The sequence below is a fragment of the Novosphingobium sp. AP12 genome (assembly GCF_000281975.1).
In the GTDB taxonomy this organism is placed as follows: domain Bacteria; phylum Pseudomonadota; class Alphaproteobacteria; order Sphingomonadales; family Sphingomonadaceae; genus Novosphingobium.
The window spans coordinates 25633-47699 of the sequence record NZ_AKKE01000031.1; the positions used below are offsets into that span (position 1 = coordinate 25633).

Here is a 22067-nt window from a genome sequence, read left to right on the forward strand (position 1 = left end):
CATGAGCAAGCCCGCCGCTTCCACCACCCGCATCTGGGACCCTACCATTCGCCTGTTCCACTGGCTGCTGGTCGGGCTCATCGCATTCTCGTGGTGGAGCGGCGAGCAGCACGACATGGATAACCACCGTCTCTCGGGCTACGCGATCCTCGCGCTGCTGGTGTTCCGCGTGTTCTGGGGCTTCGCCGGCCCCCGCACCGCGCGCTTCTCCAGCTTCGTGCGCGGGCCGGGCGCGGTGCTCGCCTATGTGAAGGGCCTCGGTAGCCGCAAGGGGCACCTGGCCGACGGGCACAACCCGCTCGGCGGCTGGAGCGTCGTCGCCATGCTCGCGGTGATCGCGCTGATGGTGGGCGCGGGCCTGTTCGCCAGCGACGTCGACGGCATCGAGTCCGGCCCGCTGGCGACTTACGTCTCGTTCGAACAGAGCGAGGCCGCCGCCGACCTTCACGAAACCGTGTTCAACGGCATCCTCGCCCTCGTGGGCCTGCATGTGCTGGCCGTGGCGTTCTACCTCGTGTGGAAGCGCCAGAACCTCGTGCGCGCGATGATCACCGGCCGCCGCGCCGCCGAGGAAGGCGAGACCACTGCCGATCTGCGCTGGTCACCGGTGCTGGCACTTGTCGGCATCGTCATCGCCGTTGCCGTCGCCTGGGCGGTGTCCAAGGGCTTCCAGTTCAACTAACGCGCGCCGGTCCGTCCCGGCACCAGCAGGTTGAGCAGCACGGCGCAGACCGCCGCCGGCATCACTCCCGAACCCAGCAGCACGCGCGCGGTCTCGGGCACATGCTGGAGCGCCGTCGGCTCCAGCTGCAACCCCAGCGCCAGCGACAGCGAGACGCCGAAGATCAGCATGTTGCGCTGGGTCCACTCGACGCCAGAGAGCATCGAGGTCGCGGCCGAGGCGACCATCCCGAACATCACGATCACGCCGCCGCCCAGCACTTCGATCGGGATCGTGGTGATCACCGCGCCGACCTTGGGCAGCAACCCGCAGGCGATGAGGAACAGCGCGCCTACCGTCACGACATGGCGGCTCATGACACCGGTGATCGCGATCAGGCCGACGTTCTGGCTGAAGGTGGTGTTGGGCATGGCTCCGAACACGGCAGCGAGCGCAGTGCCCACGCCGTCTGCCGCGACCGCGCCCTGAAGCTCACGGTCCGTCGCCGGGCGCCCTGCATTGCCCTCGCAGATGGCGTCGACGTCGCCGATGGTCTCGATCGAGGAGACGAAGCCGGTCAGGCAGAACCCCAGGATCGCCGAGGCCGAGATCGCGAAGCCGAAGTGGAACGGCATCGGCAGCATGACGAGCCCCGCCGAGGCGACCGGCGAAAAGTCGATCCGCCCCATCGCCAGCGCCACCCCGTAACCTGCCAGCAGGCCGAGGAGCACGGCGGCGGTCGACCAGATCCCGCGCGCGAAGAAGTTGAGCCCCAGCGTCACCACCACGACCACGCCCGCCAGCAGCCACGACTGCCACGCTCCGAAGGCCGGTGTGCCTACCGCCGGAACCCCGCCCGCCGCGTACTGGATGCCGATCCGCATCAAGGACAGCCCGATCATCAGTACCACGAGCCCGGTGATCAGCGGCGGCAGCGCGAAGCGGATGCGGCCGACGAAGACGCTCAAGGCCGCGTGGAGCACTCCGCCCAGCAGCGCGGCGGTGGTCAGCGCGGCCATCGCCTCGACGCCCCTGCCCGCCACAATCGGGATCATGATCGGGATGTAGGCGAAGCTGGTCCCCTGCACGAGCGGCAACCGCGCGCCGACGGGGCCGATGCCGATCGTCTGGAGCAGACTCGCGATCCCGGCGAACAGCATCGCCATCTGGATCATGTAGATCATCTGCGACGGGTCCGCCGACCCGAACCCGAAGCCCCCCGCCCCCGCGACGATGATGGCGGGGGTCATGTTGCTCACGAACATGGCGAGGACGTGCTGGACGCCCAGCGGCACCGCGACGGCGAGGCCGGGGAACCAGTTTGGATCGCGGGCCTGTGCCGGAGCGATGGTGGCGGTCCTCGGCTCAGATGCGTGGGCGATTTCGGGAGCGATCAGGGCGGTCATCGCGGATTTCCTGTCAGGCGAAAGTCTTGAGGCGTTCGAGCGAGCGATTGGCGGCGCGCAGCACTTCGGCGCGGCGCACCTGCACCAGGTCACCGCCCCGCACGACCGCGCGGCCCTCGACGAAGACGTCGCGCGCCTGCGTCGGCGGGGCGAGCACGAGGCCCGCGACCTTGTCCCAGGCGCCGGTGGAGGCCACGTCCGCCATGTCCCAGATGACGAGGTCGGCGCGCTTGCCTACCTCCAGCGAGCCCACGTCGCTGCGGCCGAGCACCTGCGCCCCACCGCGCGTGGCGAGGTGGAGCGCCTCGCGTGGGTCGAAGCTGTCGGCGCCGTGGGTCACGCGCTGGAGCAGCATCGCCTGCCGCGCCTCGGCGAGCAGGTGGCCGGAATCGTTGGAGGCCGAACCATCGACGCCGAGGCCCACCGGAACCCCGGCGTCGAGCATGGCGCGCAGGGGCGCTATCCCCGAACCAAGCCGGCAGTTCGAGCAGGGGCAATGCGCCACGCCGGTCTTGGTGCGGGCGAAAAGGTCGATCTCGGCGGCGTCGAGCTGGACGCAGTGGGCGTGCCACACGTCCGGCCCGGTCCACCCGAGGTCCTCGGCATACTGGCCTGGCCGGCAGCCGAAGCGCTCGAGCGAGAAGGCGACATCGTCAGCGTCCTCGGCGAGGTGGGTGTGGAGCATCACGCCCTTGTCGCGCGCCAGCAGCGCGGCATCGCGCATGAGGTCGGTGCTCACCGAGAAAGGCGAGCAAGGCGCCACCGCGACGCGCAGCATGGCGCCGTCGCGCGGGTCGTGGAAGCGGTCGATGACGCGGATGGTGTCGGCGAAGATGGCCGCTTCCTCCTCGACCACGCTGTCGGGGGGCAGGCCGCCCTTGCTTTCCCCCACGCTCATGCTCCCGCGCGTGGCGTGGAAGCGTAGGCCCACTTCCTGCGCCGCGTGGATCGAATCGTCGAGCGTCACGCCCGGCGGATAGAGGTAGTGGTGGTCCGAGCTCATCGTGCAGCCCGACAGCGCCAGTTCGGCGAGGCCGAGCTGCGTGGCGGCGAAGACGTCCTCGGGCGTGTAGCGCGCCCAGATCGGGTAGAGCCGCTTGAGCCAGCCGAACAGCGAGACGTTGATCGCCCCCGGCAGCGCGCGGGTCAGCGTCTGGTACAGGTGGTGGTGGGTGTTGACGAGGCCCGGGGTAACGACGCAGCCCTTGGCATCGATCACCTCGTTCGCGTCCTCGGCGAAGTGGGCGAGTTCCTGCGAGGTGCCGACCGCGACGATGACGCCGTCCTGCCAGGCGATCGCTCCGTCGGCGATCTCGCGGCGCGCATCGTCCATGCAGACCAGCACGTCGGCGTGGCGGAGCAGTTTCACGGACAGGTCCGCCTCTCGCTGCAGAACAAGCAGGCCCTTCTGCGAACCATCAGGGCGTCGCGTTCTTGTAGCGGTCCCAGTTGCCGAGCAGTTCGTCGACTACCTTGGAGCCCACGATGTAGAGGTTCTCCACCGCCGCCTCGAGCCCGGCATAGCCTTCGTTTTCGCGCAGAAGGTAGGTCGCGGCATCGACGCCCGGCGGGGGCATGGTGAAGTTGGAGCCGGCGCGCAGCACCAGCACCCGGTCGCGGTCGACGCGGCCGGCGGCGTCGAGATAGGTCATCGCCTGCATCACGCCGGTGTCCTCCATGGCGGAGGTCACGAACTCGCCCTTGCCTCCGGTCCAGTAGCGGGTCCAGTCGTTGGCCCAGTCGGTCAGCTTCTCGCCGTGCCAGAAGGTCATGGCCGAAAGCGTGTCGCCCTCGAGCACGAACGGCGGTTCCTGCGCGTGGGGATAGTCGGTGAACTTGGCGCGCTCGGCGGCGATGGCCGGACTGTCGGGCAGTTCGATGTCCTTGGTGAGGTTGAAGGCCCACTTCTCCAGGGTCGGATTGACGGCGAACATCTCCCCATCTTCGGGGCTGGGCTTGGAGGTCGTGTCGTTCGGGCCCTTGGTGCCGCGAGGGAAATAGCCCGTCTTCCAGTCGGCCGGGATCTCCCGCGCGTCGATCTCGTGGGCGAGGTCGCCGTCGATGGCGTAGCGCGCCCAGGCGACCGACCCGATCGAGGCGTCCTCGGGGTCGATGCCGGCGATGCCTGCGACCAGCCAGTAGGACTGCGAAAGGTCGAAGCGCTGGTCGAGGCCGAGTGCCATGGTCGCCGCGGTCGAGCGGGCAGTGCCCACGCCGGTCACGACGCCGAGGACCTGCGTCTCGGGGTTGTAGTAGAGGTCGTGGAAGCCCTGCGGGAAGGCAATGCGCTGGGTCAACCCGCGGCGCGCCTTCCAGAGCTGGAACTCGCCGGCGACGTCGCCCTCGTCCTTGCCGATCTCGAACAGCGAGACGATCACCACCTTGACCGGCAGCGGAGTGGCGCAGGGGCCGCCGGGCTCGCAGTCCGCGATGGAGGGGGGCGCCGGGGCATCCGCAGCGAAGGCAGGCGCGGCGATGGACAGCATGGCGCCCGCGAGAAGGGTGGCGAGCGTCTGGAAGCGCATGGAAAACCTTTCAAAAACCTTGGTCCGCCGCAAATGGCAGCGGAAATCGGGGAGCGCCAGCCTGGGCCGGCGCTCCCCTTCATTCACGTCAGAACTTGTACGAAACCGTACCCTGGAAGCTGCGCGGCAGCTCCGGAAGCACGATCGTCGAGCCGAACAGTTCGGTGAAGTTCGCGCGGAAGTACTTCTCGTTGGTCAGGTTCTTGACCACGCCGCGGAACACCCACGGCCCGGTCTCGTAGGAGATCGAGGCGTCGAACTTGGTGTAGGACGGCAGCTGCACGACCTGCGAGGCGCCGGAATAAACCGAGTCCACCGAGACCATGCTGCCTGCGAAGGCGACCCCGTTGTCGAAGGCATAGGTCGCGGTCAGCGAGTACAGGTTGGTCGGGATGCCGGCGCGGCGGGCGTCGCCCTTGTCGTTGATCGGGATCAGGCCGATCGGCTGGCCGCCGAGGTAGAGCGCCGGGTTGGTGACGTTGACGAGATCCTCGATGCCGAAGAAGCTGAAGGTCGAGCCTTCCTCGATCGCGGTCAGGTTCCAGACCTTGGTGCGGGTGTAGCCGCCGGTCAGCAGGAGGTGGTCGTCCACCGCCCAGCGGAACTCGGCCTCGAGGCCCTTGGTCTCGACCGCCTGGTTCACGGTCATCGACTGCGAGCTGTAGTCAGTGCGCTTCTGCTTGTAGACCGAGACCGCCGCGTAGAGGTGGTCGTCCAGCCAGCTGCCCTTGATGCCCGCCTCGTAGAGCTTGGAGGCGGTGATCCAGGTTCCGCCCGCAAGGTTGAACGGGTCGATTTCGGCGCCCTGCCCGGCGATCACGACCGACTGGCGAGCCGCCGTGGCATAGGGGATGAGGCCGAAGGGCAGCTTGTAGTTCGCGCTCGCCGACCACGACCAGGCGCCGTCGGTGTCCTTGGCTCCCGAGATGTCCTTGGGCGCCTCCATGTACGCTTCCTGGAAGTTGGAAACGCCCTTGATGGTGTCGTAGCGCGCGCCCAGCGTCACATCGAGACCGAACTTGAAATCCAGGTCGACGAGGCCGGCGAAGCCGAGGTCGGTGTAGTGGCCCTTGACGTACGTGTCGTAGTTGCAGTTGCACTCGGTCGACAGGAGGCGGTTGCTGGCGGGAGTGTAGCCGACGGTCAGGTCGACACGGTGGAAGTATTCGTAGTTGAAGTCTTCCGCGTGCTTGAAGTTGGTGTAACGGATGGAGGGCGAGAGCTGGAATGCGAACTTGCCGGCATCGGTGTCGAAGGTCTTCGAGACGACGATCTTGTCTTCGAACACATAGGAATCATGGAACTGCGAGAAGCCGTAGCTGTTCTCGTTGATGTTCTCGTAGCTGTCGTAGAACATCTGGTTCTTGATTTCGATGTCGCCCGGCCCCGTCCAGATGAGGTCGGCGTAAAGCGTGGTCGCCTTGTTGTCGAGGCGGTCGTCCTTGCCGGTCAGGGTCTTCTTGCGGCTCAGCTTGGCAGTGCCGACGTTAGTAAGGTTGAGCTTATTGTTCGGCGAGCTGGTGAAGCAGGCGTCGGTGACGGAAGCCGCGAACGGGCTGCCGCCGCAGGCGAAGCCGCCGAAGATCGACAGGCCGCCGGGGACCGCCGCGTTGATTTCCTCGACCGACATCTGGCCGTCGCCATTGGTGTCGAGCGACTGCGCGGCGCCGGTGATGTAGTTGCCGTTGTCGACGAGGTCCTGCGTCAGGCGGTTCCAGCCGCCGTTCTGCTGGCCCTTGTAGTTCTGGTACATGCCGCCGAATTCAAGCCGAAGGTTGGGCGTGATGTCGGTATCGAACGCGCCCTGCAGGATGGTCTGCTTGGTGGACATGTTCTCGTAGTAGCTGCCCGAATTCTCGACCTCGGCGTAGAGGCTGTAGCCGAATTCCTGCGTGCCGATCTTGCCGGGACCGCGCACTTCGGCGGCGATGTCGGCCTTGTCCCAGCTGCCGCCGGTGAAGCTGATCTTGCCTTCGGGGCTCGACATGTACGAGCCGCCCTGCACGCGCGCGGACTTGGGCACGAAGTTCATGTAGCCGCCGGTCTTCGACGGGCCGTAGATCGGGGATGCGGGGCCGCGCACGATGTCGATGCGCTCGGCCGCGGCGATCGGGGTCGGGTAGTTGCCCGGGTTGTCGAGGCGGCGAACGCCGCGGAAGTAGACTTCGCCCGGCGTGCCGCGGATGTCGAGAGCGCCGCCGACGCCGAAGAACGAGTTGGTGAACGTACCCGGCGACTGCGCGACGAGGTCGTAGATGTCGGTGATGCCGAAGCGTTCCATCTGCTCCGAGCTGATCGTCGACACCGAGCGCGGCGTCTCCGTCACGGTCTTGTCGAAGCCGAACACAGAGCCCACGCCCTCGACGGGAAGCGCGCCGAGCGAGCCGGTGACGACGATTTCGTTACCGTCGGCGTCGGTCGCCTGTTCATCGGCGGCGGCCTGGGCGTAGGCGGGCGTCATTGCGGTGCAGCAAAGAAGCGCAGTGGCGGCCGCAATGGCGGGACGCCTGAACTTGCGCGTATTGAACCTGATCATATCCATCATGTTATGCCCCCTGAATACGGTCGAAACAGGCAAGTCGCCCGCCCGCCGTGAGCTGGTTTTTGTGTCCTCCTCTCCCCACGATCCATTCTATATTGCGGCGCATCATTGCACTGATTTTGGCGTCCGCGAAGTGGTATTGAAACTTAGTCTCCCTTTGACCCCTGTTTTGTTTCGAACCGGCCGAGCCCCTGCTCGAAGGCGTCGAGATTGCTTTCGAGGCGAGCCTGAAGCCGCGCTTTCTCGTTGCCGGAAAGGAACGCGCCGCACTTCGCGTCCGCCAGTGAAGCCGCGCAGGGCTCCACCGGCTGTCCGAAGCTATGGCCGCGCCACAGGCTCGCGCCGGGCACGAAGGCATATTCGAGGCCGGCGCGCGTCATCTCCTTGAGGTCGCCGTAGTGGAGGCCCTGCTGGGTCACCGCGCGCACGTACTCGTTGCTCATGTCCGAGCGCAGCACGCCCTCGTCGTCGGTCGAGAGCGTCACCGGCACGCCCATCGCGCGGTAGAGATGCAGCGGATGCTCGCCGCCCTCGACGCCGAGGATGACCGCGTTGCTGGTAAGGTTGATCTCGACCGCGATGCCCTCTCGAGCCATGCGGGCCAGCGTTTCGGGCGCGGCCTTTTCATAGGCGATGTCGACGCCGTGGCCGATCCGCTTCGCCCCCGCGCCGATCGCCTTGGCGATGTGGTCCTCGAGGTCGAGCGGCGGGACAAGGCCGAGCGCCAGTTCGCCCGCGTGCATGGTGACCTTCACATCGGGATACTTCGCCTCGAGGAAACGGAACATCGCCATGTGCAGGTCGTAGTCGCGCAGCGCGACCGGATCGTCCTCGGGCATGACGATGTTGACGCCCACGAAGCGCGGGTCCCTGTGCACCAGCGCGAAGCCCGCAAGTAGCGAGCGCCAGGCCATCGCCGGCGCCACGCCGCGCATGCCGGAATAGAGGTAGCGCACCGCCACGTCGCAGCCGGTGCGCGCCGCCTTCGTCCCGCAGCCGAGGCGCTTGCGGGCCTCCGCGTCGTTGCGGGTGACGTCGGCCATCGTGTCGCCAAGCAGGGCTTCCAGCGCGGGCAACTCGCGCTTGTACGACGCGGCGAGCATCGAGGCGTCGAGGGGTTCGTCGGCCGCCTCCGCCATGTACTTCGACAGCCGGTCGGGATTGTACATCAGCTCGAGGTAGACGAGGTTGTTGCGCCCGGCGCTGGCGTAGGCGTCGGCGAGCCAGCGCGGCGTTTCGCCCGGAAACGCGGGGCTGAACTTGCCGAAGCTGGAGAAGAACTGGCTGTGGCCCGAGACGAGGTCCGGCCCGATTCCCTTCTGGAAACCGCGCGTGGAAATCGCGTCGATCAGCCTGGCATAAGTGAACGGATCGGCGACCGCCATGGCCGCGATCTGGCGCTCGGCGGGGCACGGCCCCGGCACGATGCGCGAGATAGCCTCGTCCGCGCACATGCCTTTTGCGGCCGCGACCTTGAGGAAATCCTCGGCATAGACAGAGCCGCCGAGGTGGTTGTGCAGGTCCCCGCCCTTGGGCATCGCCTGGAGCACCACGCGCAACTGCGCGGGATTGCCCGAGACCTTGTCGATCAACGCCGACGCCGCCGCCTCGCTCGCTGCGTCGGCATGGGCAGCCGCTGCGGGCAGCAGGACGCCCGCCGCGATCACCCAGGCGAGCGCGCGCAAACCGGCCCACTTGGGGCGCCGAGATCGAATTGCAGTCATGTTTTACCCTGAACCCCGCATCGGGGGCGCCCAGCCGACGGGCCGGTGGAAACCCGTCGAAAAGTGCGCCCCCGTCCGAAAGTGCGGGTCCTTGGGCGCGCGCCGCCTCGGGGAGAGGTCGAAGCAACGCGCGCCGTTCGGATCGCACCTTTCGGTATTGCCCTCGTGGTAAGGCACTTGACTCCCGACGAGCAAACGCAATGAATCCCACGCAGCGTTGCAAAAATTAGAGCAGGTCCCGAAAACCCATCATGCCCGCCTTCTCCCGTTTCCTGAGATACTTCATGGCCGTCGGCCGCCACGGCTCGATCCGCAAGGCGGCGGACGAGCTCAACGTCTCGGCCTCGGCGATCGCGCGCCAGATCCTCAACGTCGAGGCGGACATCGGCACGCCGTTGTTCGAACGCCTGCCCACCGGCCTGCGGCTCACGGCGGCGGGCGAAATCATGATGGGCGCCGGCAATCGCTGGCAGAAGAGCATGGTCGACATCCGCGCCCAGATCGAGGACCTGCGCGGCCTCAAGCGCGGCCACGTCGAGATGGCGATCATCGATGCACTGGCGAAGGGCCATATCCCCGCCGCCATCCGCGCGATCCAGGAGCGCTATCCCGGCATCACCGTGGGCGTGCGGGTCCTCGGCAACGACGAGGTGCGCAAGGCGGTGACCTCGGGTGAAGTGGACTTCGGCATCCTGTTCGAGCCGCAGACCTACCGCGACCTGACGGTACGCGCCTTCGTGGAGGTGGTGCTCGGCTTCGTCTCCCCCGCCGGCCATCCGCTCGGCGAAAAGGCCGAGGCGCGCTTCTCCGCCGCCAGCGGCACGCCGCTGATCGTTCCCGCGGAGCCGCTCGCCGTCGGCCAGCAGATCGCCGTCCTGATGGGCGCGACGGGCATGGAGGTGGACCGCAAGGCGACCTCGGACAACATCCAAATGATCACCTCGCTGGTGCAGGAAGGCGTCGGCATCGGCATCCTCTCTTCGCTCGACGTGATTGCGGAGGTCCAGGCGGGGCTGCTGTCCTTCACACGCATCTCGGACGCGCTGCTGCGGCCGATGACGCTGGCGCTCTGCACCAATGCCGCGCGCACCCCGTCCTATGCCGCCGGCATCGTGCTGTCGGAGATCGAAATCGGCTTCGCGCAGCTCAGCTACCCCGATTCGATGGGGCTGCGCATGCAAACCGGGGAGTGACGACGCACGGCGATTGCCCTCGGGGCCCTCAGAATATATCGGCAAGGGCTTCCCCACATCGCCCGCACAGGATTCGCGAGAGATGAGCCACAGCGCCGAACCCGAACTGCACTACCTCGAATACTACGAGGACTTCCTCGCCAAGGTCCGCGTGCTGTCGCGCAAGATCGCCGAAGGCGACTGGAAGCCCGAGTTCATCATCGGCGTCGGCCGCGGCGGCCTGGTACCGGCGGTCTACATCTCGCACCAGCTTGAACTGCCGATGCTGTCGATCGACCATTCCTCCAAGGTCCCCGGTTTCGCCGACGAACTGCTCGGCAAGGTCGCGGGCATGAGTGCCGAGGGCAAGCGCCTGCTGTTCGTCGACGACATCAACGACAGCGGCGGCACCATCGAGTACATCCGCAGCCTGCTCGGCGACAACGGCTGCGCGCCGGAGAACCTGCAGTTCGCGGTGCTCATCACCAACACCCGCTCCAAGGCCGTCGCCGAACTCTGGGTCGATGCGATCGACCGCGATGAGGACAAGCGCTGGTTCGTGTTCCCATGGGAATCGGTCGGCACCAAGGACGCCATCGTCGAAGAGGCGCGTTCGGTCCCCGAGCGGCTCGCCTAAGGACCTATTTCCATGCGTATCTGCGTCTATCTCGGCTCCTCCGCCGGCAACAGCCCCGTGTACCGCGAAGCCGCCGAGCAGTTCGGCACCCTGCTGGCGAACAGGGGCATCGGCCTCGTCTACGGCGGCGGCATGGTCGGCCTCATGGGCGTGATCGCCGACACCGTCTGCGCGGCGGGCGGCGAAGTCATCGGCGTCATCCCCGAGGCCCTGCGCGCACGCGAGCACGACCACCAGGGCATCACCGAGCTTCACGTTGTCAAGACCATGCACGAGCGCAAGGCGATGATGGCGAACCTCTCGGACGGCTTCGTCACCCTGCCCGGCGGCATCGGCACCTTCGAGGAGATGTTCGAGGCGTGGTGCTGGTCGCAGCTGGGCTATCACAACAAGCCGGTCGGCCTGCTCGACATCGGCGGGTTCTATTCGGGGCTGCGCCAGTTTATCGACAACGTGGTCGACGAAGGCTTCCTCCAGCCCCGCCACCGCTCGATGCTGATCGTCGAGAAGGACCCGGAGACGATGATCGATCGCATCATCAACTACACGCCGCCGGAGAACGAACACTGGCTGGGCGCGCGGGACGTTTGACTGTCCGGCGTCCCCGGTCGAGCCGGGGACGACGGGGACATCAGCCTCCCGCGTAGGCGTCCAGCCTTTCGAGATGCGCCGCAACAGCCTCCGGCGGCAGGAACGAGCCGGTGAAGCTGTTGCGCGCCAGCGTCACGAGGTCGTTGCGGGACAGTCCCCTCGCCTTGGCCACGGCGCGGTAGTTGTCGGCCACATAGCCGCCGAAATACGCCGGATCGTCCGAGTTCACCGTCACCTTGAGCCCGAGCGCCAGCATCCGGTCGAGCGGGTGGTCGGCCATGTCGTCGACCACGCAGAGCTTGTGATTCGAAAGTGGGCAGACGGTGAGCGTCATGCCCTCGGCCACCAGCCGTTCGATGAGCGCCGGATCTTCCAGAGCACGGTTGCCGTGGTCGATGCGGTCGACGCCAAGCAAGTCCAGTGCCTCGTGGACGTAGGCAGGCGGTCCTTCCTCGCCGGCGTGGGCGGTGATCTTCAGGCCTTGCGCACGCGCGGCGGCGAAGACGCGGGCGAACTTCTCCGGCGGATGGCCAACCTCGGAACTGTCAAGGCCCACCGCCGTGATCCGGTCCAGCCACGGCCCGGCGGCCCGCAGCGTCTCGAAGGCGGCCTCTTCCGACAGGTGACGCAGGAACGAGAGGATGAGGCTGGATGTCAGGCCCAGTTCGGTTTCGGCCAAGCGCATCCCGGAAAGCAGGCCCTCGATGACCTCTTCGAAGGCGATGCCGCGGTCGGTGTGGGTCTGCGGATCGAACATGATCTCGGCATGGACCACCCCGTCCGCCGCCGCCCGCGTGAAGTAGGCCATGGCGAGGTCGTGGAAATCCTGGCGCTTACGCAGCACGTCGGCGCCCGCGTAGTAGATGTCGAGGAAGTCCTGCAGGTTGGAGAAGTCATAGGCCGCGCGCACCTCCTCAACCGAGGCGTAGGGGATGGCGACGTGGTTGCGCTGCGCCAGCGCGAACATCAGTTCGGGCTCGAGGCTGCCCTCGATGTGGAGGTGGAGTTCGGCCTTGGGCAGGCCGCCGATGAACTGGGAGAGATCGGTCATGGGGTCCTTTTCCACGCGCATTCGCCCATGACATAAGTCCGGGCAATGGCGCGCTCGTCGCCCAGTATCTGGAGGGCGAAGAGGCGCGTGGCAAGGTCGGCGCCTGCGGTGCGGCGGGCCAGCAGCGGCGTGGAGGCGCAGTCGAGCACCACGAAGTCGGCCTCCTGCCCCGCTTCCAGCGCGCCGACACGGTCCTCAATGTGCAGCAGCGCCGCGCTTCCTGCCGTGGCAAGGTAAAGCGCGCGGAACGGGTTGAGCCGGTCTTCTCGGGCCAGCGCCGCCTGATAGGCGAGCCCGGCGGTGCGGAGCATCGAGAACGAAGTCCCCGCCCCCACGTCGGTTCCGAGGCCGAGGCGCAAGCGGTGCCGGTCCGCCTGCCCGAAATTGAAATGCCCGGACCCGAGGAACAGGTTCGACGAGGGGCAGACCGCGATCCCCGCCCCGCTCTCGTGCAGCCGCGCGCACGAGCGTTCCGGCAGGTGGATGCCATGCGCGAAGACCGAACGCGGAGTGACGAGGCCGAAGCGGTCATAGGCGTCGAGGTAGTCCGCCGCATCGGGGAACCGCGCGGCGACGGCAGCGACTTCGTGGACGTTCTCGGCAAGGTGCGTGTGCATCAGCACTTCGGGATGCTCGGCCAGCAGCGCGCCTGCGTCCGCCAGCTGCGCGTCGCTGGAGGCGAGCGCGAAGCGCGGCGTCACCGCATATCCGAGGCGACCGCGTCCCCGCCAGCGGCGGATCAGCGCTTCGCTTGCCGCGCGGCCGGAGGCGACGGTGTCGTTCAGGCCGTCTGGCCCGAGGTCCATCAGAACCTTGCCCGAGACGATGCGCATGCGCCGCTCCAGCGCCGCCTCGAACAGCGCATCGACCGACTGTTCGTGGACGGTGGGGTAGACCAGTGCGCTGGTCGTGCCGTTCTTCAGCAGTTCGCCCAGGAAGAAAGCGGCGACCTCGTCGGCGTGGACCTTGTCGACGAAAGCTTTTTCAGCCGGGAAGATATGCTTGTCGAGCCAGTCGAGCAGCTGTTCGCCGTAGGAGGCGATGCGGTCGGTCTGGGGGTAGTGGACGTGGGCATCGACGAAGCCCGGGACGACGAGGCCGGGAAGGTGCTCGACCTCGACCTCGGCGAATTGCGGGGCGAGCGTTTCGAAAGCGCCGCGTGCGACGACCACGCCGTCCTTGACGACGAGCAGGCCATCGGGCTCGTGGCGCACCGCTTCGGGGCCCGCATCGCGCGGGTCGTGGGCAACCGACAGGAGTTCGGCGCGGTAAGCGTGGATCATGCGCGCGCGCCGGCGCGGGCAGGCATCGTCGATCGTGACTTCATTTGCCCCTCAAGGTCAGCAGCTGCGCGCATACCGAAATGGCGATCACGTCGGGCTCCTTGCCGATCACGCCCGGCATGCCGATCGGCGCCGTCATTCGCGCCAGTGCCTCGGGCAAGACGCCGTCCGCCGCCAGCCGCGACTTGAAGCGGGCGATCTTGGTGGACGAGCCGATCAGGCCGACGAAAGCGGCCGGCTCCGCCCGCCCCAGCGCCGCCAGCGTCAGGTGATAGTCCAGCGGATGGTCGTGCGTGAGGATCAGGATCGCCGCATCCGCCGGGGCTTCCTCGACGCAATGGGCGATGTCCTCCTCGGCGACGACGGTGACGCCGTCGATCCCGCCCTGCTCGGGCCGGGTGTCGAACCAGGCGAGCTGGAGCGGCAGGCCGGTCATATGCCGAGCGATGGCCTGGCCGACGTGGCCGGCGCCGAACAGATAGACCGGGCGCGGCCGCTCGCCCACCGGCTCGACCATGCGGGTGCCGGGCTCGGGGCGGTCGCCGCGCGCGGACTGCCGCGTCGCGGTCTCGCGCTCGAATATCCGGCGCGCAACGGTATCGGCCTCGAATGTCGTCGCGAGCATGCGCCCGGGCTCCGCGTCGTGCAGCCAGTCGAGCGCCGCCGGGTCGAGCCGCTCGACCAGCAGCCGCACCCGCCCTCCGCAGCACTGGCCGAGCAACGGCCCGAGCGGATAGTCCTGCACCCGCCACGTCCCCGGCGCATGATCGAGCATCGCGCGCGCCTGCTCGACGGCGCGGTATTCGAGCTGCCCGCCCCCGATGGTGCCTTCCTGCCCCCCGGCCGTTACCAGCATCCGCGTACCCGCGCCGCGCGGGGCCGAGCCCTCGCTGGCGACCACCGAGACCATGGCGGTCGGCGTTTCCTTGTCCAGCCGCCGCAGCCAGCCGATCCACTGGCTCATGAGCTGGCACCGTCTTGGGCCCTGTGCCCAGCGATGGCCTTGAGTATCTTCTCCGGCGTGGCGGGCGCGTCGAGCGGCGGGATCGCGCGCTTTCCGGGAACCGTGGCGGCAACCGCGCGGTTCAGCGCCGAGAACACCGAGTTGGCCAGCATGAACGGCGGCTCGCCCACGGCCTTGGAGCGGTTGATGGTAGGCTCCACGTTCTCGCCGTCCCACAGGTCTATGGTGAAGTGCTTCGGGCGGTCGGAGGCGGTGGGGATCTTGTAGGTCGCCGGGCTGTGCGTGAGCAGGCGGCCCTTCGCGTCGTAGACCAGTTCCTCCGTGGTCAGCCAGCCCTGACCCTGCAGGAAGCCGCCCTCGATCTGCCCCTTGTCGACCACCGGGTTGAGCGAGCGGCCGACGTCGTGGAGGATGTCCACCGCCAGCACCCGGTGCTCACCGGTGAGCGTGTCGATCACCACTTCGCTGACGGATGCGCCATAGGCGAAGTAGTAGAACGGGCGGCCCTTGAAGACCGAACGGTCGTAGTCGATCCCCGGTGTCGCGTAGTAGCCGGTCGAGGACAGCGATATGCGCCCGAGATGCGCCTTGCGCGCGACCTGCCCGAAGGTCAGCGTCTCCGACCCGACCAGCACGCCGCCGGGGGTGAAATGGACGCCGTCCTCGCCGCAGCCGTAAGTGCGGGCTAGGAATTCGGTCAGCCGCTCGCGGATCGTGGTGGCCGCGTTGTAGGCCGCCATGCCGTTGAGGTCCGCGCCCGAACTGGCCGCCGTCGCCGAGGTGTTGGGCACCTTGTCGGTGCGCGTCGCGGTGATGCGCACGTCGCTCAGGGGAACGGCGAAGACGTCCGCCACGACCTGCGCGACCTTGACGTAGAGCCCCTGCCCCATCTCTGTGCCGCCGTGGTTCACCTGGATCGAGCCGTCGGCATAGACGTGCACCAGCGCGCCCGCCTGGTTGAGGTGGGTGGTGGTGAAGCTGATGCCGAACTTCACAGGGGTGAGCGCGATGCCCTTCTTGAGCACCGGGTTGGCGGCATTGAACGCCTCCACCGCCTTGGCGCGCTCGTCGTAGCGCGCAGTCTTGCGCAGGCGGGCGATGATCTGCGGCGCGATGTTGTCGGCCACGACCATTTCGTAAGGCGTGGTGTCGCGGCCGGGGCCATAGAGATTGGCGATCCGCACGTCGAGCGGGTCCACGCCGAGGTGGGCTGCGACATCGTCGATCACGCGCTCGATCGCCAGCATGCCCTGCGGCCCGCCGAAGCCCCGGAACGCGGTGGCCGAGACAGTGTTGGTCTTCAGCCGCTCGGAAACGACATCGACGTTCGGCAGGAAGTAGCAGTTGTCGGCATGGAACATCGCGCGGTCGTTGATCGCGGGCGAGAGGTCCACCGTCGACCCGCAGCGCGAGGCGAGGTGCAGCGACAGCGCCAGCAGATGCCCCTCGCCGTCGAAGCCGACTTCGTAGCGGACCTCGAATTCGTGGCGCTTGCCGGTCATGACCATGTCGTCGTCACGGTCGCAGCGGAACTTGGCGGGGCGCCCGGTGCGGTGCGCGACCAGCGCGGCGGCTCCGGCGAAGAGCGCGGCCTGCGTCTCCTTGCCGCCGAACGCGCCGCCCATACGCCGCACCTCGACCGTCACGTCGGCCGAGGACAAGTGAAGCATGTGCGCGATCAGGTGCTGGACCTCGCTGGGGTGCTGGGTGGAGCTGAGGACATGGACCTGCCCGTCCTCCCCCGGCGTGGCGACGGCGACCTGGCCTTCGAGATAGAAGTGGTCCTGCCCGCCCATCTCGAAGCTGCCGGTGAGACGGTGGGGCGCAGTTCCGAGGGCGCCGGACGCATCGCCGCGCGACATGCACTGGACGGGCTCGATGTGCGAACCCGCAGCCCTCGCATCGGCGATGGTGATGGCGGCGGGGAGCGGTTCGTACTCGACCTTGCCGAGCCGGGCGGCGATGCGTGCGGCGCGCTGGCTGGTGGCGGCGACGAGGAACACCGCCTGCCCGTGGCACAGCACCTGACCGTCCGCGAGGAGCTGGTCGTCGCCCGCGACGGGTGCGACGTCGTTGGCCCCGGGAATGTCGGCGGCAGTGAAGACCGCGACCACGCCGGGCGAGGCGCGCACTGAGGAAAGATCCATCGACAGGATACGCGCGCGCGCCTCGGCGGACTGGCCGAAGGCGAGATGGAGCGTGTCCGCCGGTTCGCCCATGTCGTCAGCATAGCGCGCCTCGCCGCTGACGTGGAGGCGCGCACTATCGTGCGGGTGCGAGGGCTTAGGCAGCACCTTCCAGGCGGGATCGCGCTCAGCCATGGGGTGCGGTCCTGGTCCGGGTTTCACGCGGAAACGCGAAGACGCGGAGAAGAGAAGGATGGGATGCACGCAGAGACGCAGGGGCGCAGAGATGGAGCGGTCGCGGCGAAGCCGCCTCCCGGTTCAGCGGCGCGTATGCCGCAGCGTCAGACAGCAGAGTAAGCCTGCGGCGCGGCGCGACTCCTCTGCGCCTTCGCGTCTCTGCGTGCATCGTATCTTCCGTTCTTCCTCCGCGCCTCCGCGCCTCCGCGTGAACGAAAACCGTCATGCCCCGACCTCCACGTTCAACACCGAGATCGCGGTGCCCTGCTCGCGCAGCCAGAGGCGGTGCAGGAGGTTGGCGGCCGTCTCGACGCGGTAGGCGGAACTGCCGCGTACATCGGTGAGCGGGTCGAAGTCGGATTTGAGTGCCTCGGCGGCGGCGGCGATAGTGGTCTCGGCGAAGGGCTGGCCGGTCAGCGCCGCCTCGCAGGCCTCGGCACGCTTGGGAGTGGCGGCCATCCCGCCGAAAGCGACACGAGCGGCGGTGATGGTGCCCTCGCTCACAGAGAGCGCAAAGGCGCCGCACACCGCCGAAATGTCGCTGTCGAAGCGGCGGGAGAGCTTGGCGATGTGGATCACCGCATCGATGGCGGGACGCGGGATGCGCACGGATTCGACGAACTCGCCGGGTCGGCGGTCCTGCTTCCCGTAGGCGAGGAAGTAGTCCTCCAGCGGCATCGTCCGGCGGCCCGAGGCGCTGCGCAGCGTCAGCTCGGCGCCCAGCGCAATGAGCGCGGGCGGGCCGTCGCCGATGGGCGAACCATTGGCGATGTTGCCGCCGATGGTTCCGGCGTTGCGGACCTGCAGGCCGCCGATGCGGCGGACCAGTTCGCCAAGGTCCGGGTGCAGGCGCGCCATCGCGGCGTGGGCGTCGGCATAGCGCACGCCGGCACCGAGGGTCAGGGCTTCCTCCGTTTCCTCGATCCTCGCGAGGTCGGCCACGTCGCCGAGGAAGATCACGGTGCCGAGCGTCCGCAGGCCCTTGGTCACCCATAGGCCAACGTCGGTGGCGCCCGCCACGAGCCGCGCGTCGGGATGCTCCGCCAGCAGCGCGGCGAGTTCGTCGGACGAGCGCGGGGCGAACCAGCGGAGGCCCTGCCATTCGCCCGAGGCGGCCTCCACGGTGAGCGCCTTTAGTCCTTCCATCAGCGCGGCATCGTCGTGGAGGTGAGGCTCGGCATTCTCGCCCGCTTCGAGGATCGGGCCGTAGCCGGTGCAGCGGCACAGGTTGCCCGCGATCACGTCCGCCACAGGCAGATCGCAGCCCTTCGCGCCGATGGTCCGGCCGTGGAGCGACATCACGAAGCCCGGCGTGCAGAACCCGCATTGCGAGCTGCCGTTCGCGGCCATGACGTCCTGCAACGGGCAGAGCGCGCCGTCATCGGCCTTGAGGCTCTCGACCGTCATCAGCGCCTTGCCGTTCACCATCGGCAGGAACTGGATGCACGAATTGACCGCGCGCCAGCCGATGTCCTCCCCCTCGAGCGAGCCGACGAGGACCGTGCAGGCCCCGCAGTCTCCCTCTGCGCAGCCTTCCTTGGTGCCGGTACGGCGCATCGTGTAGCGCAGATGGTCGAGCAGAGCGGCGGTGGGGTCGACTTCGCCCAGGTCCACCAGTTCGCCGTCGAGGAGGAAACGAACGCTCAAGTCAGCTCCCCCGGTAGGTCGAGTAGCCGAACGGCGAGACCAGCAGCGGCACATGGTAATGGCCCGAGGGGTCGGCGATGCCGAAGTCGATCGCGACGCGGTCGAGAAACGGCGGTTCGGACAGGTGCACGCCGCGCGCGCGGAAGTAGGCGGCGACCGCGAAGGTCAGGCGGTAGGTGCCGGTGGGCAGTTCGGGCACGCCGGGGCAGCGGCCGTCGGCATTGGTCTCGCCCTCGAACAGGACGGTGCCCAGTTCGGTGGTGAGTACGATGGAAATGCCGGCGGCGGGGCTGCCGTGAGTCGTGTCCAGGACGTGGGTGGAGAGAGTGCTCATACTGTTTCCTGCTGGGGCCATTGCCCCAGGAATTCGTGTTCGTCGTAGGCAAGGAAATCCTCGACCAGCACGTCGCGGTCGTCGAGGAACAGCTGGTCAGCGACGCCCTTGATGAGGCGCGGCAGGGCGTTGTGCAGGCCCGACAGCGCCGAAGCGGAAAGCCCGAGGCTCACCAGCGCGGAGTAGTTGAAGGCGAACAGCCCGTGCAGCGGGGCGCCATCGACGCCCTCGCGGGGGAGGAACTCGAAGGCATTGCCGAGGTAGGGGTGCGCGTCGATCAGGGCATTGCGCTTGCCGGCCGGGGTCACGCGGTCACCCCAGCGCGCGATGAGATCGGCCACGCCCGAGAGTTCGGGACGCAGGCCGGGATCGCTCAGCAGGCCGGTGGAGATGACCACGAAGTCGTAGTCGTGGTAGCCATGCGGGCTGGTGACTCGCACGATGCCTTCATGCTGGGCAACGTCGAGCCAGGGTGCGCCTAGGTGCAGTGCAAAGCCCGGCCAGGCCGCCGCGCGCTCGAAAGTATCGTTGGTCGGCGGCTGGTTGTGACCAAGGAAAGCGTCCATCGCCGCGTACTTCGTCACATCGTCAAGCGCGGGGTAGCGGGCAGTGAAGCCGACGCCCTCCATGAAGCGGATCGGGTTGATGCGCGGCAGTTCCTTGCGGCGCATGAACACTTCCGCCGCCGCCACGCCTTGCGTCAGTGCGTAGTTCGCGTTGTCGAAGGCCGATGCCCCGCCTCCCAGCACCGCGATGCGCTTGCCGTGGAGATTCGCGAAGTCGATCGGCTCGCTGGTGTGCGCCCAGAGCGACTTGGGCAGGTTGTCGCGCACCATCGCGGGCGTATGCCACTCGCCGCCGCCCTGGATGCCGGTCGCCAGCACGACCTTGCGCGCGAGCACCGGAGCGCGGCCCTCGAAATGCAGGCGGTGGAGGCCCGCTTCGGGCAGCGGCTCGATACGGGCGAGCCTTGCGCCGTTCTCCACCGGCAGGTCGAGCACGCGGCGATACCAGCGCAGGTATTCCATCCAGTCGCCGCGCGCGATCTTGTCGACCGCTTCCCACCCCGCCGCCCCGTGCTGCGCTTCCCACCAGGCGCGGTAGGTCAGCGAGGGGACGCCGAAGTCGATCGGGTTGAGATGTTTGGGTGTGCGCAGCGTGACCATGCGCGCGTAGGTTTCCCAGGGCCCTTCGTAGCCGGCGTCGTTCTCGTCGAAGACCACGACGTTCGATACGCCCTCGCGGCGCAGGCCGAAGGCGGCGGAAAGCCCGCACTGCCCGCCGCCGATCACCGCGACGTCGAGCACCGGCTCGCCCTCGAAGCGGCGCCGGCGCACCCATTCGGGGCGGTAGAAACCGATGAGGTCGAGGTCGCGGGCCAGCCGCGCCTCCAGAGCCGGAAAGCCGATCACGTCGCTCATTTCTGATCCTCGAGCCGCAGGCGCACGATCTCGCCGATCTGCTCCAGTGCCTTCGCGATTTCCGCCTCGCGCTCGTTGCCGAGGCGGCGTTCCATGGCGGCAAGGATACCAGCCTTGTCGGTCAGGCGCACGCAGATGATGAAGGGGAAGCCGAACCGCTCGCGGTAGGCGGCGTTCAGGGTGTGGAACTGATCGAACTCGCCTTGCGTCAGGCGGTCGAGCCCGGCGCTGGCCTGTTCGGCGGCGCTGGCGTCGGTGAGCGTCCTGTCGATCGCCGCTTTCCCTGCAAGTTCCGGGTGCGCGCGGATCAGGGCGAGCTGTTCCTCGGGGCTGGCCTCATGCATCACCGCCATCAGGTCGGCATGGCGATCTCCACTGGAAGCGCGAGCGTCGGCGCGCTCCTCGACCCAGGGACTGTGTTCGAACAGGGCGGTCACGATGTGCTCCCCTCAAGGCTGACATGGGCGGAGACGACCTTCCAGCCATCGGTGAACCGCACCCACGATTGCGTCTGGCGGCCCCGGCGGTCGGAGCCTTCGCGGAAGAATTCGGCGTCGGCAGTGGCGAAGCTGTCGCCATAAACGGTGATCGCCACGCGCCCGAGCTTGCGGTGCGGCGAGCCGCCCCGCCCTTTGCGGAACGCGCGGATTTCCTCGATCCCGTAGAGCACTTCGCCCACGCCGTAGCGGTTGGTCGTGGCCGCATCGTGGAACAGCGCGTCCATCGCCGCGACATCGTCCGCCATCAGCGCCAGCTCGTAGGAATGGAAGGCGTGGGTGACCTCCGCGAGCAGAACCGGGTCGTTAACCTGCATGAGGATGCACCTCCATCCAGTGCCGGGCGATGTCGATGCGCCGGGCCACCCAGGCATCGCCGCTCTGCATCACGTGGTCGAGGAAACGGGCTACCCAGCGCGCACGGCCGGGCTTGCCGGCGATCCGGGCGTGAAGGCCTATCGACATCATCCGCCCGCCCTCTTCGCGCAGCTGGTCGAAGGTGTCGCGCATGTGGCGGAAGAACTGCTCGCCCTCGGTGAAGCCGTTGAGCGCGACGATCTTCATGTCGTTCACATCGAGCGTATAAGGCACGATCAGCTGCGGCTTGCCGTGGCGCGTGTCCCAGTAGGGCAGGTCGTCGGCGTAGCTGTCGGCGTCGTAGAGGAAGCCACCCTCCTCGGCCACCAGCCGCGCGGTGTTGGGCGAGGTGCGGCCCTGATACCAGCCGAGCGGGCGGGCGCCGGTGAGCTTTTCGTGGAGGGCGATGGCCTGCGCGATGTGGTCGCGTTCCACCTCATCGGCGACGTATTGGTAGTCGATCCAGCGGAATCCGTGGCTCGCGATCTCCCAGTCGGCGGCGAGCATGGCGTCCACCGCCTCCGGGTTCATCTCCATGGCCTTCGCCACGCCGAACACGGTGACGGGAAGCCCGCGCTCGGTGAAGAGGCGGTGGAGACGCCAGAAGCCGGCGCGGCTGCCGTATTCGTAGAGGCTCTCCATCGCCATCGCCCGGTCGGCGTGGCTGCCCGCGCCAACCATCTCCGACAGGAACGCCTCGGAGCCCTTGTCGCCGTTGAGGACGGAATTCTCCGCGCCTTCCTCGTAGTTGATGACGAACTGCACGGCCACGCGCGCGCCGCCCGGCCACTGCGGGTCGGGAGGGGTCCGGCCGTAGCCGACAAGGTCGCGCGGCGCGGTCATGCGCGGATCGCCCTGTCCCACGCTTCCATCGCCGCCGGAACCGCCTCGC

At 67.9% G+C, this 22067-nt stretch carries 19 protein-coding genes; 4 read left to right on the forward strand and 15 right to left on the reverse strand.

From position 1 onward, the window contains the following. The first annotated feature begins 1 nt into the window (after position 1). Positions 2-682 carry a cytochrome b/b6 domain-containing protein gene (locus PMI02_RS06375; protein WP_007680375.1) on the forward strand — a complete coding sequence of 227 codons (681 nt, stop codon included), beginning with the start codon at positions 2-4 and terminating at the stop codon, positions 680-682. On the opposite strand, the gene PMI02_RS06380 is transcribed toward PMI02_RS06375, so the two are convergent. The 5 genes from PMI02_RS06380 to PMI02_RS06400 all read right to left on the reverse strand — a co-directional run bounded on the left by PMI02_RS06380 (position 679) and on the right by PMI02_RS06400 (position 8819). Next, positions 679-2067, reverse strand: a complete 1389-nt coding sequence (locus PMI02_RS06380) for a uracil-xanthine permease family protein (protein ID WP_007680377.1) — start codon at positions 2065-2067, stop codon at positions 679-681. The genes PMI02_RS06375 and PMI02_RS06380 overlap by 4 nt on opposite strands. Before the next feature lie 13 nt (positions 2068-2080). Beyond that, entirely contained in the window at positions 2081-3436 is a 1356-nt protein-coding gene (locus PMI02_RS06385; protein WP_007680379.1) for an 8-oxoguanine deaminase, read from the reverse strand. Between the two features lie 49 nt (positions 3437-3485). Beyond that, positions 3486-4592: a purine nucleoside permease gene (locus PMI02_RS06390; protein WP_007680380.1), complete on the reverse strand. Its 1107-nt coding sequence runs from the start codon at positions 4590-4592 to the stop codon at positions 3486-3488. 88 nt (positions 4593-4680) lie between these two features. Then, positions 4681-7053 carry a TonB-dependent siderophore receptor gene (locus tag PMI02_RS06395; protein ID WP_238539006.1) on the reverse strand — a complete coding sequence of 791 codons (2373 nt, stop codon included), beginning with the start codon at positions 7051-7053 and terminating at the stop codon, positions 4681-4683. A 227-nt stretch (positions 7054-7280) separates the two neighbouring features. Beyond that, entirely contained in the window at positions 7281-8819 is a 1539-nt protein-coding gene (locus PMI02_RS06400; RefSeq protein WP_238539007.1) for an adenosine deaminase, read from the reverse strand. Positions 8820-9109: 290 nt separating this feature from the next. On the opposite strand from PMI02_RS06400, the gene PMI02_RS06405 reads away from it, so the two are divergent. The 3 genes from PMI02_RS06405 to PMI02_RS06415 all read left to right on the forward strand — a co-directional run bounded on the left by PMI02_RS06405 (position 9110) and on the right by PMI02_RS06415 (position 11258). Then, a complete protein-coding gene (locus PMI02_RS06405; RefSeq protein ID WP_007680391.1) occupies positions 9110-10051 on the forward strand; it encodes a LysR family transcriptional regulator in 942 nt (313 codons plus the stop codon). A gap of 82 nt (positions 10052-10133) precedes the next feature. Then, positions 10134-10667, forward strand: coding sequence for a phosphoribosyltransferase (locus tag PMI02_RS06410; RefSeq protein ID WP_007680393.1), 534 nt, complete (start codon positions 10134-10136; stop codon positions 10665-10667). A 12-nt stretch (positions 10668-10679) separates the two neighbouring features. Further along, positions 10680-11258 carry a TIGR00730 family Rossman fold protein gene (locus tag PMI02_RS06415; RefSeq protein ID WP_007680395.1) on the forward strand — a complete coding sequence of 193 codons (579 nt, stop codon included), beginning with the start codon at positions 10680-10682 and terminating at the stop codon, positions 11256-11258. 40 nt (positions 11259-11298) lie between these two features. Here PMI02_RS06415 and PMI02_RS06420 read toward each other — a convergent pair whose 3' ends face one another. The 10 genes from PMI02_RS06420 to puuE all read right to left on the reverse strand — a co-directional run bounded on the left by PMI02_RS06420 (position 11299) and on the right by puuE (position 22018). Continuing rightward, a complete protein-coding gene (locus PMI02_RS06420) occupies positions 11299-12309 on the reverse strand; it encodes an adenosine deaminase (RefSeq protein WP_007680397.1) in 1011 nt (336 codons plus the stop codon). Beyond that, the gene (gene guaD, locus PMI02_RS06425; protein ID WP_007680401.1) at positions 12306-13592 is read right to left on the reverse strand and encodes a guanine deaminase; all 1287 of its coding nucleotides are present in this window, start codon (positions 13590-13592) and stop codon (positions 12306-12308) included. Before guaD ends, PMI02_RS06420 begins: the two co-directional genes overlap by 4 nt. Positions 13593-13632: 40 nt before the next feature. Further along, complete coding sequence (gene xdhC, locus PMI02_RS06430; RefSeq protein WP_007680404.1) at positions 13633-14556, reverse strand: xanthine dehydrogenase accessory protein XdhC; 924 nt, start codon at positions 14554-14556, stop codon at positions 13633-13635. After that, positions 14553-16877 carry a xanthine dehydrogenase molybdopterin binding subunit gene (gene xdhB, locus PMI02_RS06435; RefSeq protein ID WP_007680405.1) on the reverse strand — a complete coding sequence of 775 codons (2325 nt, stop codon included), beginning with the start codon at positions 16875-16877 and terminating at the stop codon, positions 14553-14555. Before xdhB ends, xdhC begins: the two co-directional genes overlap by 4 nt. A 264-nt stretch (positions 16878-17141) precedes the next feature. After that, positions 17142-18566, reverse strand: coding sequence for a xanthine dehydrogenase small subunit (gene xdhA, locus PMI02_RS06440; RefSeq protein WP_007680406.1), 1425 nt, complete (start codon positions 18564-18566; stop codon positions 17142-17144). A 1-nt stretch (position 18567) separates the two neighbouring features. Then, complete coding sequence (gene uraH / locus PMI02_RS06445) at positions 18568-18900, reverse strand: hydroxyisourate hydrolase (protein WP_007680407.1); 333 nt, start codon at positions 18898-18900, stop codon at positions 18568-18570. Beyond that, positions 18897-20321, reverse strand: a complete 1425-nt coding sequence (locus PMI02_RS06450; protein WP_007680408.1) for an FAD-dependent oxidoreductase — start codon at positions 20319-20321, stop codon at positions 18897-18899. The genes uraH and PMI02_RS06450 overlap by 4 nt, the downstream gene beginning before the upstream one ends. Further along, on the reverse strand, positions 20318-20758 hold the full coding sequence (uraD, locus tag PMI02_RS06455) for a 2-oxo-4-hydroxy-4-carboxy-5-ureidoimidazoline decarboxylase (protein WP_007680409.1): 441 nt from the start codon (positions 20756-20758) through the stop codon (positions 20318-20320). Before uraD ends, PMI02_RS06450 begins: the two co-directional genes overlap by 4 nt. After that, on the reverse strand, positions 20755-21135 hold the full coding sequence (hpxZ, locus tag PMI02_RS06460; RefSeq protein WP_007680410.1) for an oxalurate catabolism protein HpxZ: 381 nt from the start codon (positions 21133-21135) through the stop codon (positions 20755-20757). The genes uraD and hpxZ overlap by 4 nt, the downstream gene beginning before the upstream one ends. Then, a complete protein-coding gene (puuE, locus tag PMI02_RS06465; RefSeq protein WP_036502615.1) occupies positions 21125-22018 on the reverse strand; it encodes an allantoinase PuuE in 894 nt (297 codons plus the stop codon). Before puuE ends, hpxZ begins: the two co-directional genes overlap by 11 nt. Positions 22019-22067 lie beyond the last annotated feature (49 nt).